The sequence below is a fragment of the Kribbella capetownensis genome (genome assembly GCF_004331485.1).
GTDB classification, from domain to species: domain Bacteria; phylum Actinomycetota; class Actinomycetes; order Propionibacteriales; family Kribbellaceae; genus Kribbella; species Kribbella capetownensis.
On the sequence record NZ_SJKD01000002.1, the window covers coordinates 886622 to 903988 of the forward strand.

The following is a 17367-nucleotide window of genomic DNA, read 5'->3' on the forward strand; positions in this document are numbered from 1 at the left end:
GGCTGATACAGCGATCTCCGGTCAAGACCGGAATCGAAATGTGCTGACCGCCGGGTCGTCCGTGGTGAGGTTTCCGGTACCGACGAGGGTCGTGATCGGCACCTTGTGCCCGAATCGCGGTGAGTACCAGCCCAGCAACGGATCGTCGTCACCACGGTGCGCGGACCAGCTCAGTCCGGCCGGCAACTCGACGACCGCCGAGCCGTTCGGCCACTCCAGCCGACCGGTCGCTCCGTCCAGGTCGACGCTCACCTCCGGCCCGAGATGCCACGCGATCCGTACGGCGGCCGACGCATCGAGCCGGTCCTCGACCCGCAGTACTCCGTGATCCAGTACGGCGGTCCGCCGGTGCGTCACCGGGGTGTCGCCGGATTGGTAGCCGTCGTGTTCGGCGTCCCACGTCGACGCCTCACCATCGGCGGCGTACCGGCGTACCCGGCCTGTTGCCCCGCGCAACCAGAGGAACGGGCCGCCTTGGACGGACTGCTCGGTGCTGGATACCTCGACTGTGTTGTGGGCGATGGTCGAACGGAAGTAGTTCCGCCAGGCTTCTTCACCGTGGTAGCAGTACGTGCCTGGATCCGCCAGGATGTCGACGCCGCCGACCCGCACCTCCAGCGCGAGCGCGTCGCAGTGCGCGTGTGCGGCGATGGAGAGGAAGCCGTGCGGCCCTGCGTCGGCTCGGCACCAGATCTCTGGTCCAGCGTCGCGGCTGCGCAAGATCGTCAGGCCTGCGTCCTCGAAGTGCTCGGGTCGTTCGTCTGGACGATCGGATTGTCGACCATCGACAAGTGCACCGACGAGGGCCGCGGTCGCCGTGACCGGGACCTCCGGCCACCACGGCGCGCGGCCGACCACGGCGGCGCCGAGGGACAGGAACGCCGACCAATTGCTGACATTCGGCGGATCCAGGACCAGCACCATGCCTTCGTCGTCATCGCCTTGACGCGGCGGCCGCAGGGTGTTGTCGACAATCGCCGCGGCCACGTCGATCGTGCGGGTCAGCAGCGCCCAGGTCTTCTCGGTCAGCGGATGACCCGCCTTGTCCGCTTCGAGAGCGGCGTACAGGCCGAGCTCGGAGACGAAGCGGTGGTAGTCGGTCGCGAGTTCGCGGTTCACGCCGGACGGGAAGGTGTTGGCGTCCAGTTCGCTCTCGAGCAGCGCGGCCGCTTCATCGCGCCAGCGCGAGCTCTGGGTGAACCACGGGAACGCGCAGGCACCCACGAGCTGCCCGGCGGCCTCGGCGATCACATGATTGTTCGCCGACGAACCGCGGCTGCGGAACGCGGCCAGGTAGCGCTGGTGCCAGTAGATCTGCCGGAGCGCGAGTTCATTGTGCTCGAAGAGATCGGTGACCTCGGGCCAGTCGTTCAGCAGCCGCCGGATCCAGGTCCAGCTGATCAGCCGGATGCCGATCTCGATCCCGCTCGCCCAGTGCACACCGGACAGGAACGGGTTGGACCGCCACCAGTCGGTCAGATGCTCGGCGACGCGTTCGGCGTACGCGTCGTCGAGGGTGAGGTACCAGGCCGCGGCGAGCTGGGTCAGGTGGTGGTGCCGGGACAGTTCCCAGACCTGCTTGACGTTCCCGACCAGTTCCTCGTTGCGGTGGTTCAGCCGGAACGTGTACTGCGCCGGGTCGGATCGCCGGCCGGTGGTCGGGTCGCGGAACCAGTCCGGCGAGCGCAGATCCGTCCGGTCGGCGCCGAGGACCTCCAGCTTCCCGGCCATGATCGCGTCCGCGGTCGCGATGATCGCCTTGCGCGCTTCCTCCGGTACGGCGTCCGCCGCGTGCGACGGCAGCGTCGTACCGAAGGTCAGCTCCTTGCGCACCGGCGGATGCACCTGCACGTCCTGCCCGGGCCGGACCTGCTGGTAGGCCCAGGTACTACGACGTGCGTGGTCGCGCGTCCGCCAGGCCAGCTCGGTGGGGGACATCCGGCGCAAGCGGCGGACGTACCAACCCAAGGGCTGGCGGCTCACACCATCTCCGGACGGCCGCTGGCCAGGCTCCGGTCGACGGCGATGGTCGCGCGGGTGGTGGCGATCAGGGAGTCGAACGAGATCGGCATCGGGCCGCCGGACTTGACCGCGGCGACGAAGCGTTCGAGCTCGACCCGCTGGCCCTTGTCGGTGCCGCGGGCCTTCCGGGTCGACGGCTTGCGGCCCGCCCAGACCGAGGCGCTCTGGAAGTTGTCCAGCCGGCCGTTGCGGCCGCCGCCGGTGATGTCCAGCGTCTCCTTCGGGAACCGCGCGTTGCCGCCGCCGACGTACGTGATCTGGCCGGCCGAACCGTTCGCGAACCGCAGGGTGACGATGACGTCGCCGGTGTCCGGTCCGGGGACGGCGTACACCTCGCTGGGTGGGCTGCTCAGCCACCAGGCCAGGGTGTCGATGAAGTGACCGCCCTCGCCGCCGAACCGGCTGCCTTCCTTGTCCTGGTCGAGGTACCAGCTGGACGGGTCGAGCCGGCCCGCGTTGACCAGGTAGCGCAGCGAGTAGTTGCCGCCCGGGTCGCCGAACCGGTCGCGCAGGTCGGTGAGCAGGGGAGCGAACCGGCGGTTGAACCCGACCATCAGCCGGTCGTTGCCGGTGGCATCGACCGTGGCGACGATCCGGTCCACGTCCTCGGTGGTCAGCGCCAGCGGCTTCTCCACGAAGACCGCCTTCCCGGTCTCCAACGCCCGGCAGGCCAACTCCGCATGACTACTGTGCCGAGTCACCACAAACACCGCATCCAGACTCTCGTCGGACAGTACGGCGTTCGCCTCGGTCGAGATGTTCTCGAACCCGAACCTGCGCTGGGCGTTCGCGGCCGACAACGACTTGTTGGTCGCGACGTGAGCCAGGACAGCATCCTCGTTCTTCTGCAGATGCGGAAGAAGCATGCTCGACGCGTAGTTACCGGCTCCGATGAACCCCAACCGAGCTCCGCCGGCGGAGCTCGGCCCCCCGGGCGTCTCCCGCCGGCGGGTAGTAGTCGAGGCAGCCGCTGCGGCCGGCACCGTGGTCTCGTCGGTGGGCGGTTTCGGGTACTCGAAGAGGAAGCCGACTCCGGGGAGGGTGCCTGTGCTCAGTTGCTGGTAGACGTCTGTGGCGTCGGCGATCGGGAAGGCGCCGGCGATCAGGGAGCCGATGTCCATCTGTTCGCGGGCGATCAGGTCGATGAAGCACGCCAGGTTGCGGCGTTCGGTCCAGCGGACGTAGCCGGCCGGGTAGTCGATGCCTTGGAGTTCGTAGCGGTCGTCGTACCGGCCCGGGCCGTAGGAACGGGAGAACCGGACGTCGAGTTCCTTGTCGTAGTACGCGTTCCACGGCAGGTCGAGCCTGGTCTTGCCGATGTCGACCACCCGGGCGCGGTCGCGCGCCAGCCGGGCCGCGGTCTCCACCGGACCATTGGAGTGACCACCGGCGGCGAGCAGGATGTGATCGGCGCCCAGTCCGTTCGAAGCCTCGAGGATCGACCGCTCCAGCGACGCGATCCCGGCCTCGTCCGCGGACGAGCAGTGCAGCGCGCCGGCCTTCTCCGCCATCCGGCACCGGTCATCGACGGTGTCGATTCCGAACACCCGCACCCCGGCCGCGACGAGCAGCCGCACCACGAGCTGTCCGACCAGCCCGAGCCCGATCACCACGGCGGTGTCGCCGAGCTGCACCTCCGACTGCCGTACGCCGTGCATCGCGATCGCACCGACCGTCGAGAACGCGGCCTGCTCCGGCGGTACGCCGTCCGGCACCGGCACGCACAGGTTGACCGGGATCCAGTTGTACTCCGCGTGCAGCGCGAACTCGTTGCCCGCGGCAGCGACCAGCTGCCCGACGCTGAACTCCTCAGCGCCCGCTCCCACCTCGACCACCACACCACACAGCGAGTAGCCCAGCGGCGTGTACGAGTCGAGCTTGTTCATCACCTTCTTGTAGGTGTTGACCGCGCCCTGCTGGGCGACCGAGTCCAGCACCTTGCGGACCTGGTCCGGCCGCGCCCGCGCCTTGCCGAGCATGGACAGCTTGGCCTCGCCGACCTTCATCAGCTCGGTGCCGGTGGAGATCAGCGAGTACAGCGAGCGGACCAGCACGCCTCCCGGTGCACAGGTGGGCGGAGGCACGTCCAGGACCGCGAGCTCACCGGACTTGTAGTTCTGTGCAACCTGTTTCATGCCAGTCCTTCAGAGTGAGTGGAGCTTCAGAGTGAGGTGATGGTCACGCCCAGGGAGCGCATGTGCCGGGTCCAGGTCTCCAGCGTCAGCAGCTGCCAGATCTGCTTCGAGTAGTCCTCGCGTCCGGCCCGCTCGTCGTCGACCAGCCGCTGGACGGCGGCCTGCTGGAGGAAGCCGCTGCCGACGAGTTCGCCGCGCAGCAACGTGTCGTCGACGAGTTCCCGCAGGTCGTTACGGACCCAGGCCCGCAGCGGCGCGCTGAACGACGCCTTCGGCCGGTAGATGATCTCCTTCGGCAACCAGGCCTCGGCTGCCTTCTTCAACGCGAGCTTGCTGACCCGGCGGTGGATCTTCTCGCTGCCCGGGATCGAGAATGCCGCGGCGGCGACGATCGGGTCCACGAACGGCGTCCGGACCTCGGTCGACGCGGCCATGCTGGACCGGTCGGTGTAGGCCAGGTTCAGTCCGGGCAGGAACATCCGCGAGTCGGCCAGGCACATCCGGTTCACGTGATCGTCGAGCGTCGTGTCGTGGTAGATGTCGCTGTGCTCGGACAGCAGCTTCCCGACGTACGGCTCCAGGTCCGGGCTCAGCAGTCCGGTCAGCTGGTCACCGTCGTACATCGTGTAGCTGCGCCGGAACGCCGTCTCCTCCGGCAGGTCCGCGAAGGTCAGGAACCGCTTCGCCCACCGCGCGTACCGCAGTCCGCGACCGTTCACGGTGACCGGCATCCGCCGTACCGCCGGGCCGATCAGACCGTTCCGCAGTACGCCGGGGAGCCGCTGGTACTGCGCTCCCATCACACAGGCGAGGTGTTTGCGGTATCCACCGAACAGCTCGTCGGCGCCCATCCCGGACAGCAGCACCTTCACGCCGGCGGCGCGCGCGGCGTCGCACATCAGCAGCGTGTTGATCGCGGCCGGGTCACCGATCGGCTCGTCGAGCGTGTCGACAATCCGCGGAAGCAGGTCGACCACGTCCGGTGCGATCTCGATCTCGTGCAGGTCGATGCCGAACTGCTGTGCCACCTTGCGCGCGTAGATCGCGTCGTCGGGCATCGCCTCGAGCCGCTGGTCCTCCGCGCGGAACGTGATCGTGTACGAGTCGACACCTGGATCGAGCCGCTTCGCCAGCACGGTGACGAGGCTCGAGTCGAGACCGCCACTCAGGAACGTCGACACCGGCACGTCGGCGACCATGTGTGCGGCGACCGACTCCTCGATCACCGTCCGCAGATCGGCTCGCGGCCCGGCGGCTGCCTGGGTCGCGATGTCGGTCACGCGCCAGTACGTCTCGTGCCGGCTGCTGCCGTCCGGCCGGAACTCGGCCCACGAACCCGGCGGCAACTTCTCCACGCCGTCGATCGCGCAACGCTGCTCGGGCAGCCAGTAGTAGAGCATCGACGCGATCAGCGCGCCGGGCTCGGTGCGCAGCTCCGATCCGACCGCGGCGACGAGCGCCTTCAGCTCGGACGCGAACACCACGCCGCCCTCGCGGCGCAGGAAGTACAGCGGCTTGATGCCGAGCGGGTCGCGGGCCAGGTACATGCTGCCGCTGTCCTCGTCCAGCATCGCGAACGCGAACATGCCGCGGAACCGCGACAGTGCCGCCGGACCCCAGCGACGCCAGGCCTCGAGCACCACCTCGGTGTCCGAGCTGGTGCGGAACGCGACGCCCGACCTGGACAGCTCGGCGCGCAGTTCCTTGTAGTTGTAGAGCTCGCCGTTGTAGCAGATCGTCAGCCCGCGCTTCGTGAACGGCTGGTCCGCGCCCGACGAGAGGTCGATGATCGACAATCGACGATGCGCCAGGTGCGCGCGGACGTCACCGTCCTCGAATCGGTAGACGTGGTCGGCGTCCGGACCGCGGTGGGCGATCCGGTCGCTCATCGTCTCGGCCAGCGCGAAGCCGTCGTGCTGCTGGTAGCAGCCGGCGATGCCGCACACCTCAGGACCCCGTGGCCCGGGCCACGTCGCCGATCTCGCTGACGTGACCGGTCAGGCCGTCGTACACCTCGAGGTAGGCCCTCTGCTGGTGCTTCCAGGCGAGCACCTGCTCGACCCGTTCGCGGCCAAGCCGGCCCATCCGGCGGCGCCGCACCTCGTCGTCGAGCAGGTCGACGATCGCTTGCCCGTACTTCGCGACGTCGTTCGGCTCGACGTACACCGCGGCGTCCTCGGCGGAGACCTTGGTCTCGATCAGGTCGAAGGCGACGACCGGCAGCTCGAAGGCCATGTACTCCATCGTCTTGTTCATCGTCGACACGTCGTTCAGCGGATTCTTCGGGTCCGGCGACAGGCCGGCGTCCGCGGTCGACATGACCGCGCGCACCGTCTCGTCCGGCACCCGGCCGGTGAACTCGATGTGGTCGCCGAGGCCGAGCTCGTCGCGCAGGGCAACAACCTCCTCGAAGGAGTCACCGCCGCCCATCAGCGTGAACGCGATGTCCGTACGCCCCAGATTGTTGACAATGTGATCCGCCGCGCGGACGACGATGTCGACACCGTCCTGCGGTCCCATCACGCCGATGTAGGTGACCAGGTACCGGCGGCCGCGGCGGAGCTTGTCGTCGACAGCGGACGGGTCGCGGCGCAGCCTGTCCGGGTCGGGCCCGGTGCGGACCACGGTCACGTCGTGGTTCGCCTTGCCGCTGCGGGTGATCGCGATCCGACGGTAGGAGTCGTTGGTCGAGGTCACGTGGTCGGCCTTGCGATGCGTCATCCGCTCCAGGAACCGCAGTCCCTTGTACGGCAGGCTCGTCGTACCGCCGAAGCGGGACTGGAACAGCTCCGGGCACAGGTCGTGGTGGTCGAAGACGAACTTGGTCCGGTCCAGCCGCCGCAGCAGCATCGCGATCGGCCAGAAGATGTCCGGTGGGTTGCAGGCCTGCAGTACGTCGAACGTGCCGGCCTTGCGCGCCCGCAGCACCAGCCGCAGCGTCGCCAGGAACGAGTACGCGTACTCCGCGACGAACCCGACCTTGCTCCCGCCAGGGGAGTACGCCTTGTACTGGTGCACGGTCACCCCGTCGATGACCTGGTACGCCGGGTCGCCCGGCCCCTTGGGGCAGACGACGGTCACGTCGTACCCGGACGCCACCAGGGCCTGGCACTCCAGCCAGACCCGGCGATCGAACGGCACCCACAGGTTCTGGATGATGATCAGTACGCGCGGACCGCTCACCAGCCGACTCCTTCGTATCCGGGCAGCGCCTCGACGGCGTCGCCGAGCCGGCCGCTGAGGTCGATGGTCCGGGCCGGTGGAGTGGTCAGCAGCGCGTGGACCGCGGCGGTGTCGGTAGCCGACACGATGGCCAGGTCGGCGCCCGCCAGGGCCGCGATCGGGTCGTCGGTCAGCACCCGTTGCAGGTGCGGCAGCTTCGAGGTCACGTGCCGCAGGTTGGCGCCGACCAGGCGGCTCGGGTTCACGATCGCGTCGTAGATGCGCAGGTTGTACCCCTTGCCGATCAGCCGTTCGGCCAGCTCGACGCTCGGGCTCTCGCGCAGGTCGTCGGTCGCGTGCTTGAAGCTCAGGCCGAGCAGTGCGATCTCGCGTCCCGGGCCGGCCACGACCCGGTCGACGACGTCACGGACGGTCAGCTCGTTGGTCGCCAGCGTGCCGGCGAGCAGCGGCAGGTCTGTGTCGTTGACCCGGGCCAGGTGCAGCACCGAGCGCAGGTCCTTCGGCAGGCACGAGCCGCCGAACGCGAACCCGGGCCGCAGGTAGTACGGCGAGATGTTGAGGCTGGTGTCCTGGACGAAGATCCGCATGACCTCGCGCGAGTCCACGCCGTAGTACCGAAAGATCCGGCCCATTTCGTTGGCGAAGGACACCTTGGTCGCGTGGAACGCGTTGCAGGCGTACTTGAGCGCCTCCGCGGTCCGGACGTCGACAACCTGGACGTCGACCCCCAGGAATCCGAACAGGTCGGTCAGGGCGGTGCCGACCTTCGCGTTGCGTGTCCCGACGACGACGAAGGGTGGATCGTAGAAGTCGGCCAGCCCGGATCCTTCCCGCAGGAACTCCGGGCACATCGCCGTACCGAAGGTGAAGCCGTCGGCGGCCGGTACGTCGGCCAGCACCTGCGCGACGACGTCGTCCACGGTTCCCGGCGGGACCGTGCTCCGGACCACGATGCTGTGGAACCCGGATTCCGGTGGTTCGGCGACATGGGCCGCCTCGGCGATGTCGCGCACCGCCCGCCGGATGTAGGTCAGGTCGGTACTGCCCGCCGCGGTCGACGGCGTCCCCACACAGATCAGCGAGACGTCGGCGCGTTCCAGCGCGAGTCGCGGATCGGTGGTCGCGTGCAGTCTTCCCGCGGCGACCCCGTCCGCCACCAGTTCGTCCAGGCCCGGTTCGACCACCGGGCTGTGTCCCTCGGTGATCGGACCGACCTTCGCAGTATCGACATCGACTCCCCAGACGTCGTGGCCGTTGGCAGCCAGGCACGCGGCCGTCACTGACCCCACATAGCCCAAGCCGAATACGGCAACCTTCATAACGCCCCCCACAGGCTCATGACGCGGGCATCCCCCGCGTACGGCAGCAGCGCAGAGAAGAGCAGCCGCGGCCGCCGCTTGATACACACCGCCGGAAGAAATTGCGTGTATCAGGCGGCTCGGTCGCCGATCTGTATTGGGCGACAGACCAGTGCTGGGGTGAGGGAGCGACGGATGAGGGTTCTGGTCACCGGAGACCGGGGATATATCGGCGCTGTGATGGTGCCGTTCCTGCGCGATGCCGGACATCAGGTGGACGGGCTGGACACCGGGTTGTACGAGGGGTGCGACCTGCTGGGAGGACCGGATCCGATCGGGAACCGGAAACCGCGGGACATGCGCGACGTCACCGCGGCCGAACTCGAGGGGTACGACGCCGTGGTGTGTCTGGCCGCGTTGTCGAACGATCCACTCGGGCATCTGAACCGCGACGCGACGTACTCGGTCAACCTGGACGGGACGCTCAAGGTCGCGCAGGCGGCCAAGGACGCCGGCATCGAGCGGTTCCTGTTCGCCTCCTCCTGCAGCCTGTACGGCGCGGCCGGCTCGGAAGCGGTCGGCGAGGACGCGGACATGTACCCGGTCACGCCGTACGGCGAGACCAAGGCGCTGGCCGAGAAGGAGTTGTCGAAGCTTGCCGACGACACCTTCAGCCCGACCTACCTGCGCAACGCCACCGCGTACGGCGCATCCACCCGGCTGCGGCTCGACATCGTGGTGAACAACCTGACCGCGATCGCGATGACGACCGGGCAGGTGCGGCTGGAGAGCGACGGGACGCCGTGGCGGCCGCTGGTGCACATCGAGGACATCAGCCGGGCCTTCCTGACGGTGCTCGAGTCGCCACGCGAGGTGATCCACGACCAGGCGTTCAACGTCGGCCGGTCCGAGGACGTCGTCCAGGTCCGCGACATCGCCGAGATGGTCCGCGAGGCGGTGCCCGGCTCGACCCTGTCGATCGCCGACGGCGCCGGACCGGACCTGCGCAACTACAAGGTCGACTTCAGCAAGCTCAACGACACCTTCCCGGACCTGAAGCTGCAGTGGACGGTGCGGTCGGGCGTGGACGAGCTGGCCCGGGCGTACGAGCGGCACGGCCTGACGCTGGAGGACTTCAACTCCGCGCAGTTCGTCCGGCTGCGCCGGATCCAGCAGTTGCTCGGCGCGGGCATGGTCGACGACCAGCTCCGCCGTCAGACCGACGAGCAGTTCCCCGGTCCCGGGGACGCACGATTCGAGGAGAAGCACTGATGGGGGAATCAGTCGCCTGCCGCCTCTGCGGCGAGACACTGACGCGGACGTTCGTCGACCTCGGCATGTCGCCGCCGTGCGAGAGCTTCCTGCGCGCCGACCAGATCGACAGCGGTGAGACCTTCTACCCGCTGAACGTCCGGATCTGCGACAACTGCCTGCTGGTCCAGCTGCCGGCGTACGTCGCGGCCGACGACGTGTTCAGTGACTACCTGTACTTCTCGTCGTACTCGACCAGCTGGGTGGAGCACGCCCGCCGGTTCGTCGTCGACATGCAAGAGCGGCTCGACCTCGGCGCCGAGAGCCTGATCGTCGAGGCCGCCAGCAACGACGGCTACCTGCTGCAGCACGCGACCGCGCTCGGCATCCCGGTGCTCGGCATCGAGCCGGCCGCGAACATCGCCGCGATCGCCAACGAGAAGGGCATCCGGACCGAGAGCTACTTCCTCGGCGAGGAGACCGGCAAGGACGCGGCGGCCCGGCACGGCCAGGCAGACCTTGTCGTCGGCAACAACGTGTTCGCGCACGTGCCGGACATCGTCGACTTCGCCAAGGGCCTGCGCGCACTGGTCAAGGACGACGGCCTGGTGTCGCTGGAGTTCCCGCACCTGCTCCGGCTGATCGAACGTCGCCAGTACGACACGATCTACCACGAGCACTACTCGTACCTGAGCCTGAAGACCGCCGCGCTGGCGCTGCAGAAGGCCGGCCTGAAGGTCGTCGACGTGCAGGAACTGGCCAGCCACGGCGGTTCGCTGCGGGTCATGTCCACGCCGATCGATACCGCGGGCGAACCGACCGAGCTGGTCGGGAAGGTCCTGCAGGACGAGGCGGACGCGGGCCTGCACACGGTCGAGGGCCACCTGGGCTTCGCGACCGAGGTGTTCACGATCAAGTCCGACCTGCTGGAGTTCCTGATCCAGGCCCAGCGCGAGGGCAAGTCGGTCGCCGGCTACGGCGCACCCGGCAAGGGCAACACGCTGCTGAACCACTGCGGCATCCGCGAGGACCTGCTGCCGTACACGGTCGACCGCAGCCCGCACAAGCACGGCATGTTCCTGCCGGGCACACACATCCCGATCTTCGCCCCGGAGCGCCTCGCCGAGACGCGCCCCGACTACATCGTGATCCTGCCGTGGAACCTGCGGGAGGAGATCGTCCACCAGCTCGGCTACGCACGGGAGTGGGGCGCGAAGTTCGTCGTACCCATCCCGCGTCTCGAAGTGCTCTGAATCGTAAGAGTGATCTGACACTCAGTGGGGGAAGGAACAGCGCGATGAAGGTCGTGATCTTCTGTGGGGGGTTCGGGCTGCGGATGCGCAGCGGGGTGGACTCCGCACCGAAACCGATGATGACGATCGGCGACCGGCCGGTCCTGTGGCACGTGATGCGGTACTACGCACACTTCGGCCACACCGAGTTCATCCTGTGCCTGGGCTTCGGGGGGTCCGCGGTCAAGGAGTACTTCCTGCGCTACGAGGAGACGGTCTCCAACGACTTCGTGATGTCGAAGGGCGGGCAGCGGATCCAGCTGCTCGACTCCGACATCAGCGAGTGGAAGATCACCTTCGTCGACACCGGGATCGACACCAGCATCGGCGAGCGGTTGCGCCGGGTCCGCCCGTACCTCGAGGACGACGACGCGTTCCTGGCCAACTACGGCGACGTGCTGACCGACGCTCCGATGGACAAGATCGTCGACCACGTGATGACCAGCGACATCACCGCCAGCCTGCTCGCGGTACCGCCACAGGCGTCCTTCCACGTGGTCGAGTTCGGCACCGACGCCCGGGTCACCGGGCTGCGGTCGGCGGCCGACCTGAACGCGTGGATCAACGGCGGCTACTTCGTCATCAAGAAGGAGATCTTCGACGTCCTGCACGAGGACGAGGATCTGGTCGGCGACGCGTTCCCGCGGCTGGCCGCGATGCGCAGGCTGGAGGCCATCCCGCACCACGGGTTCTGGGCGCCGATGGACACCCTCAAGGAGCGCAGTCAGCTCGAGGAGCTGTACCGGTCCGGCAAGAAGCCGTGGGCGCTGTGGAGCCACGAGGCCCGCGCGCAGCGCGGCCAGGTGATGGACAAGGGCTTCGACGTTCCGCCCGCATCCACCGGCGACGACCCGGTAGTGGTGGCGATCTGATGCTGCCGTTCCAGCTCGGCCTGATCGACGGGCCGGTCCATCTGGTGGCCCTCGGCGCCCATCCGGACGACATCGAGATCGGCTGCGGCGGCACGCTGCTGAAGCTGGCCGAGTCGGTGCCGGAGCTGACCGCCGAGTTCGTCATCGCGACCGGGTCGGCACTCCGGCTGGACGAGGCCCGCCGCGCGGCGGAGCTGTTCCTGCCCGAGTGCGAGGTGACCGTCACCTCGGCCGAGCTGCCGGACGGCCGGCTGCCGTCGTACTGGAACGAGACCAAGGAGTTGCTTGAGGCAACGGCTCGGGCCGCGCAGATCGGTTCGAGCCGGCGCCCGGACCTGGTGCTGGCGCCGAGCCGCACCGACGCGCACCAGGACCACCGCCTGATCGCCGAGCTGGCGCCGACGGTCTGGCGGGACCACCTGGTGCTGCACTACGAGATCCCCAAGTGGGACGGCGACATCAGCCGGCCGTGGCTGTACGTCGAACTGACCGAGGAGCAGCTGCGCGACAAGATCGCCCTGCTGCGCAAGGCCTACCCGTCCCAGGTCCCGCACGACTGGTTCGACGAAGAAGTCTTCGCCGGACTGGCCCGGCTGCGCGGGATGGAGTGCCGCGCGCGGTACGCCGAAGCGTTCACCACGGCCAAGGCGACGTTGACATGGTGACCGGAGGGGATGCAGTGAGCTTCAAATGTCGTGGGTGCGCGGGGGAGAACGTCGTACCCGTGGTGGATCTCGGTGCACAGCCGTGCGCCGACTACTTCCCGACGGCGGACACGCCGGGGCCTGATCCGCGCTGGCCGCTGGAGCTGTGGCTGTGCCGGGACTGCACGCTGGTGCAGCTCGGCCCGGTCGAGCCGCAGCTGCCCGAACCGCCGCTGGCGGTGGAGTCGGCGACGAGCATCGCGCACGCCGAGTCGTCGGTGAAGGAACTGTTGAGGGACTACCCGGAACTCACTGGTGGAGTGGTCTTCGAGTTCGCCAGCCACCACGGTGGCTCCTGGCTCGAGCACCTGTACGCCGCCGGCTGCCGACTGGCCGGTGACGGCGAACGGGCCGACCTGGTCGTCGACGTCCACGGCATCGCGCACGAGCCGTCGGTCGGTGAGATGCTGCGGCTGCGTGCCGAACGGCTCGCACCGGGCGGCCTGCTGGTGCTGGAGTTCCACCACTTGCTACCGCTGTTCATCGGCAACCAGTTCGACACCATCCGGCACGGCCACTGGTCGTACCTGTCGCTCGGAGCGGTGAAGCGGCTGTCCGCCCTGCACGGGCTCGCGGTCGAGTCGGTACGCCAGGTCGACATGTTCGGCGGCAGCCTGATGGTGATGCTGCGGCACGCGGACGACGCGAAGCCGGACGCATCGGTCGACGTACTGCTGGAGGACGAGGACGCGGCCGGCATCGCCGAGGAAGTCCAGCTGGCCAGCCTGCAGGAGGCCGCGTGGCACGCCGCCGGCGCGCTGCACGACGAGCTGGTCCGGCACAAGGCCGCCGGACGCACAGTGCTCGGGTACGGCGCTCCGTCGAAGGCGCCGGTGTTGCTCGACCTGAGCAAGATCGGGACCGACCTGCTGGAGTTCACCGTCGACGCCGCACCGGGCAAGCACGGACGCCGGATCCCCGGCGGCTGTGGTGTCCCGATCCGGCCGATCGACGAACTGCGGGCCGCCCGGCCGGATGTCGTCCTGGTACTGACCTGGGACATCGCCGACGAGGTCATCTCCCAACTCGAAGCCGGTGGCGGCTGGGGTGCCACATACCTGGTCCCGCTGCCCGAGCCGCACGAAGTCGTGGGCTGACATGAAAGGTGTTCTGCGCCGCCTCACCTGGGGACTCGCTGACCAGGCTGTGACCAGCCTGGTCAGCTTCGTGGTCGGTATCGTCGTCGCGCGATCGCTGGGTGCCGTGGAGTTCGGCGCCTTCAGCCTCGCGTGGGTGACGTACGGGGTCGTGGTGAACATTTCCCGCGGCCTCGCCACCGACCCGTTGGCGGTGCGGTTCAGTGGAGTGCCCAGGCCGGTGTGGCGCAAGGCAGTGGCAAGTTCGACCGGGATGGCGATCGCGGTCGGTCTGATCATGGGCACGATCTGTGTCCTTGTCGGTGTCGCGCTCGGCGGCCGGCCGGGTGCGGCGTTCATCGCGCTGGGGATCGTGCTCCCGGGCCTGATGCTGCAGGACAGCTGGCGGTTCGCGTTCTTCGCGTCCGGTCAAGGTGGCAAGGCGTTCATCGCCGACATCACCTGGGCCACCGCGCTCGTCCCGCTGCTCTACCTGGCGTCGCGGGATCCCAGCGTCATCCGGTTCGTGCTGGCCTGGGGGGCCGCCGGCGCGTTCGCCGCGCTGGTCAGCGGTCTGCAGGCAGGCGTCGTACCGCGATTGTTCAGGGCGCTGGAGTGGTTGCGGCAGCACCGGGATCTCGGGCTGCGCTACCTGGCGGAGAACCTGACCATCAGCGGTGCCTACCAGTTCAAGATGTACGGGCTCGGCGCGCTCGCGGGGGTCGCCGCGGTCGGTACCGTCCGCGGCGCCGAGATGATGCTCGGCCCGTTCTTCATCGTGTTGTCCGGGGTCGGTCTGGTGGCGGTTCCGGAAGCCGCCAGGGTCCTTCGCCGGCGGCCACGGGCGCTGCCGTGGTTCTGCCTGCTGCTCGGTGGGGCACAGTCCTTCGCCGCGCTGGCGTGGGGCCTGGCGCTGTTGTTCTTGCTGCCGGACGAGTGGGGCCACGCGCTGCTCGGTGAGGTGTGGCTGACCTCGTCCGCACTGTTGCTACCGGCAACTTTGTCGGTGATGTTCGCAAGCTTCTACACCGGTGCGTCGGCAGGGCTGCGTGCACTCGGTGTGGCCAGGAGAAGCCTCCGCGCCCAGCTGTGGGCGTCGGCGGCGTACCTGATCGGCGGTGTCGGCGGTGCCGCGATCGGCGGTGCGCTCGGGTCGTCCTGGGGAGCGGCCTGTGCGACGTTCGTCGGCGCGATCGTGTGGTGGTGGAGCTTCGGGGTGGGGATCCGCGAGCGGTGGGCGCAGCCGGAAGCCGAGGCTGCCGAACCGGTCGAGGCCGTCCAGCCTCCCGAGGCCACGGAGATGCAGGAGATGCCAGAAATGAGGAGCACATGAACGCCGTACCACGGCTGAGCATCGGCCTCCCGGTGTACAACGGGGAGAAGTATCTGGCCGAGTCCCTGGATGCCCTGCTGGGACAGACCTTTACCGACTTCGAGCTGATCATCTCGGACAACGCGTCGACCGACCGGACCGAGGAGATCTGCCGCGAGTACCTGGCGAGGGACTCCCGGATCAGCTACTTCCGGCAGCCGACCAACATCGGCGCCACACCGAACCACAACTGGACCTTCGAACAGGCCCGCGGCGAGCTGTTCAAGTGGGCGTCGTACGACGACCTTTACGGCAGCGACCTGCTGCTGCGGTGCATCGAAGCGCTGGACGCCGACCCCGGGGTCGTGCTGGCGCACGCCCACCAGGCGATGATCGACGGCAACGGCGACATCGTGCTGAAGGTCGACTACCCGCTGGCCACCGACGACCCGAACCCGGTCGAGCGGTTCCGCAGCCAGTTGTTCGCGGTCGGCGGCGACGACTTCTACGGCGTGATGCGCTCCGAGGTGTTGCGCCGTACGCCACTGAACGGGAGCTACCACCACTCGGACCGGACGATCATCGCCGAACTCGCGTTGCACGGCCGGTTCTACCAGGTGCCCGAGTTGCTGTTCTTCCGCCGGGACCACCCGGACCGGGCCGAGCGGGCCAAGCCGACCATCCGGTCCCGCTCGGCGAACATGGAGCCGCGGCGGGCGAGCCGGCTGCGGCATCCGACCGTCCGGCTGCTGGCCGAGTACATCGGTGGCTTCGTCGGCGCGATCCGCCGGGCGCCGTTGTCGTCGGCGGAGCGGCGCGGATGCTACGCCCAGCTGATCCGCTGGATGGCGAGCCGGGCCAAGCCCGGATCGAAGCAGCGGATCGAGGACAGCGCGCCGCCGAGCGCCCCGATGGCGATTCCGGACAGCTCGGCGGTGGCGGGTCAGAGGAGGGTCGCACAGGGATGAGCGCCGCCGTTGCAGGCAGGCCGCCGCGGATCGCCATCTTCGGCCTGCTGGGATCGGGCAACCTGGGCAACCACGGGTCGCTCGACGCGATGCTGTGGTTCCTCCGGCGCGACCACCCGGAGGCGGACATCAGCTGTGTCTGCTCCGGCCCGGAGACGCTGGAGCGGCAGTACGGCATCCCGGCGACGGCGATGACCTGGTTCCAGGCGTACGGCCCCGGCCGGTCCCGGGTGACCACGATCGCCCGCAAGATCTTCGGCAAGTTCGCCGACCTGGTCCGGATGCCGTTGCTGCTGCGTCGCTACGACCTGATCATCGTGCCGGGTATGGGCGTGCTGGAGACGACGCTCGAGCTGAACCCGTGGGGCTTCCCGTACGCGGTGTTCCTGATGTGCCTGTCGGCCCGGATCGTCGGCGCGCAGGTCGCCTTCGTCAGCATCGGCGCGAACTTCGCGCGCGAACGGTCGATCCGGTACCTGTTCCGGAACGCCGCGCGGATGGCGACGTACCGGTCCTACCGGGACAGTTATTCGCGCGACGCGCTGCGGCAGATGGGACTGGATACCAGCAACGACGCGGTCTACCCGGACCTCGCGTTCGCACTGCCGGAACCCAAGGAGCCGGAGTCGCGCGATCCGCGCCGGACCATCGGCCTCGGCGTGATGGAGTACCACGGCGCCTCGACCGACCGGTCCCGGTCGGACGAGATCTACACCGAGTACGTCGGCAAGATCGTCGAGTTCGCCCGCCAGGTCGTCGACGAGGGCTACCGGATCCGGCTCGTCACCGGCGACCCGGCCGACGAGGCTGTCGTCACCGCCATCTCCGACGACCTGCGACGGACCCGGCCGGACCTGGTCGACGAGCGACTGGTCCGCGAACCCGCGGACTCGCTGGGTGAACTGATGGAGCAGCTGGCCGGTGCCGACCTGGTCGTTGCCTCGCGCTACCACAACGTGCAGTCGGCACTGAGGCTGTCGAAGCCGACCATCTCGGTCAGCTACGCGGTGAAGAACGACATCCTGATGGAGGGGATGCGGCTGGCCGAGTTCCGCCAGCCGATCAAGGACCTCGACGTGACCCGGTTGATGGACCAGTTGCGGGCGCTCGAGGCGCGCGCGGGCGGCCTCGAGGCCGTGATGCGGGAGAAGAACGCCGAGTACGTCGAGCAGCTCGAGCAGCAGTTCGCCGTACTGTCCGACCGGTTCTTCGGCGCCGGACGGCCGGTGGCCACGGGCAGCGACCAGTAGGAGG

The 17367-nt window shown here is 68.6% G+C and carries 13 protein-coding genes; 8 read left to right on the plus strand and 5 right to left on the minus strand.

From position 1 onward, the window contains the following. Positions 1-21: 21 nt before the first annotated feature. The 5 genes from E0H75_RS14540 to E0H75_RS14560 are packed head-to-tail and all read right to left on the minus strand — an operon-like array spanning position 22 to position 8659. Complete coding sequence (locus tag E0H75_RS14540; RefSeq protein WP_202872988.1) at positions 22-1983, minus strand: heparinase II/III family protein; 1962 nt, start codon at positions 1981-1983, stop codon at positions 22-24. After that, positions 1980-4157: a bi-domain-containing oxidoreductase gene (locus E0H75_RS14545; protein WP_131514010.1), complete on the minus strand. Its 2178-nt coding sequence runs from the start codon at positions 4155-4157 to the stop codon at positions 1980-1982. Before E0H75_RS14545 ends, E0H75_RS14540 begins: the two co-directional genes overlap by 4 nt. 26 nt (positions 4158-4183) lie before the next feature. Further along, positions 4184-6103: an asparagine synthase (glutamine-hydrolyzing) gene (gene asnB, locus E0H75_RS14550; RefSeq protein ID WP_131514011.1), complete on the minus strand. Its 1920-nt coding sequence runs from the start codon at positions 6101-6103 to the stop codon at positions 4184-4186. A 1-nt stretch (position 6104) separates the two neighbouring features. After that, entirely contained in the window at positions 6105-7340 is a 1236-nt protein-coding gene (locus E0H75_RS14555) for a glycosyltransferase family 4 protein (RefSeq protein ID WP_202872989.1), read from the minus strand. Then, entirely contained in the window at positions 7337-8659 is a 1323-nt protein-coding gene (locus E0H75_RS14560) for a nucleotide sugar dehydrogenase (RefSeq protein ID WP_131514013.1), read from the minus strand. The genes E0H75_RS14555 and E0H75_RS14560 overlap by 4 nt, the downstream gene beginning before the upstream one ends. Positions 8660-8833: 174 nt before the next feature. Here E0H75_RS14560 and E0H75_RS14565 point away from each other — a divergent pair, with 174 nt between their 5' ends. Genes E0H75_RS14565 through E0H75_RS14600 form a run of 8 tightly spaced genes read left to right on the plus strand, consistent with a single transcriptional unit; the run spans position 8834 to position 17363 of the window. Continuing rightward, on the plus strand, positions 8834-9910 hold the full coding sequence (locus tag E0H75_RS14565; RefSeq protein WP_131514014.1) for an NAD-dependent epimerase/dehydratase family protein: 1077 nt from the start codon (positions 8834-8836) through the stop codon (positions 9908-9910). Beyond that, positions 9910-11142: a class I SAM-dependent methyltransferase gene (locus tag E0H75_RS14570; RefSeq protein ID WP_131514015.1), complete on the plus strand. Its 1233-nt coding sequence runs from the start codon at positions 9910-9912 to the stop codon at positions 11140-11142. Before E0H75_RS14565 ends, E0H75_RS14570 begins: the two co-directional genes overlap by 1 nt. 44 nt (positions 11143-11186) lie before the next feature. Beyond that, positions 11187-12053, plus strand: coding sequence for a sugar phosphate nucleotidyltransferase (locus E0H75_RS14575; RefSeq protein ID WP_131514016.1), 867 nt, complete (start codon positions 11187-11189; stop codon positions 12051-12053). Beyond that, positions 12053-12718, plus strand: a complete 666-nt coding sequence (locus tag E0H75_RS14580; protein WP_131514017.1) for a PIG-L deacetylase family protein — start codon at positions 12053-12055, stop codon at positions 12716-12718. Before E0H75_RS14575 ends, E0H75_RS14580 begins: the two co-directional genes overlap by 1 nt. A gap of 14 nt (positions 12719-12732) precedes the next feature. Beyond that, a complete protein-coding gene (locus tag E0H75_RS14585) occupies positions 12733-13854 on the plus strand; it encodes a class I SAM-dependent methyltransferase (protein WP_165553729.1) in 1122 nt (373 codons plus the stop codon). Position 13855: 1 nt separating this feature from the next. Continuing rightward, positions 13856-15166, plus strand: coding sequence for an MATE family efflux transporter (locus E0H75_RS14590; RefSeq protein WP_202872990.1), 1311 nt, complete (start codon positions 13856-13858; stop codon positions 15164-15166). Then, the gene (locus E0H75_RS14595) at positions 15163-16113 is read left to right on the plus strand and encodes a glycosyltransferase family 2 protein (protein ID WP_131514019.1); all 951 of its coding nucleotides are present in this window, start codon (positions 15163-15165) and stop codon (positions 16111-16113) included. Before E0H75_RS14590 ends, E0H75_RS14595 begins: the two co-directional genes overlap by 4 nt. Continuing rightward, positions 16110-17363, plus strand: a complete 1254-nt coding sequence (locus tag E0H75_RS14600) for a polysaccharide pyruvyl transferase family protein (RefSeq protein WP_131514020.1) — start codon at positions 16110-16112, stop codon at positions 17361-17363. The genes E0H75_RS14595 and E0H75_RS14600 overlap by 4 nt, the downstream gene beginning before the upstream one ends. Positions 17364-17367: the final 4 nt, after the last annotated feature.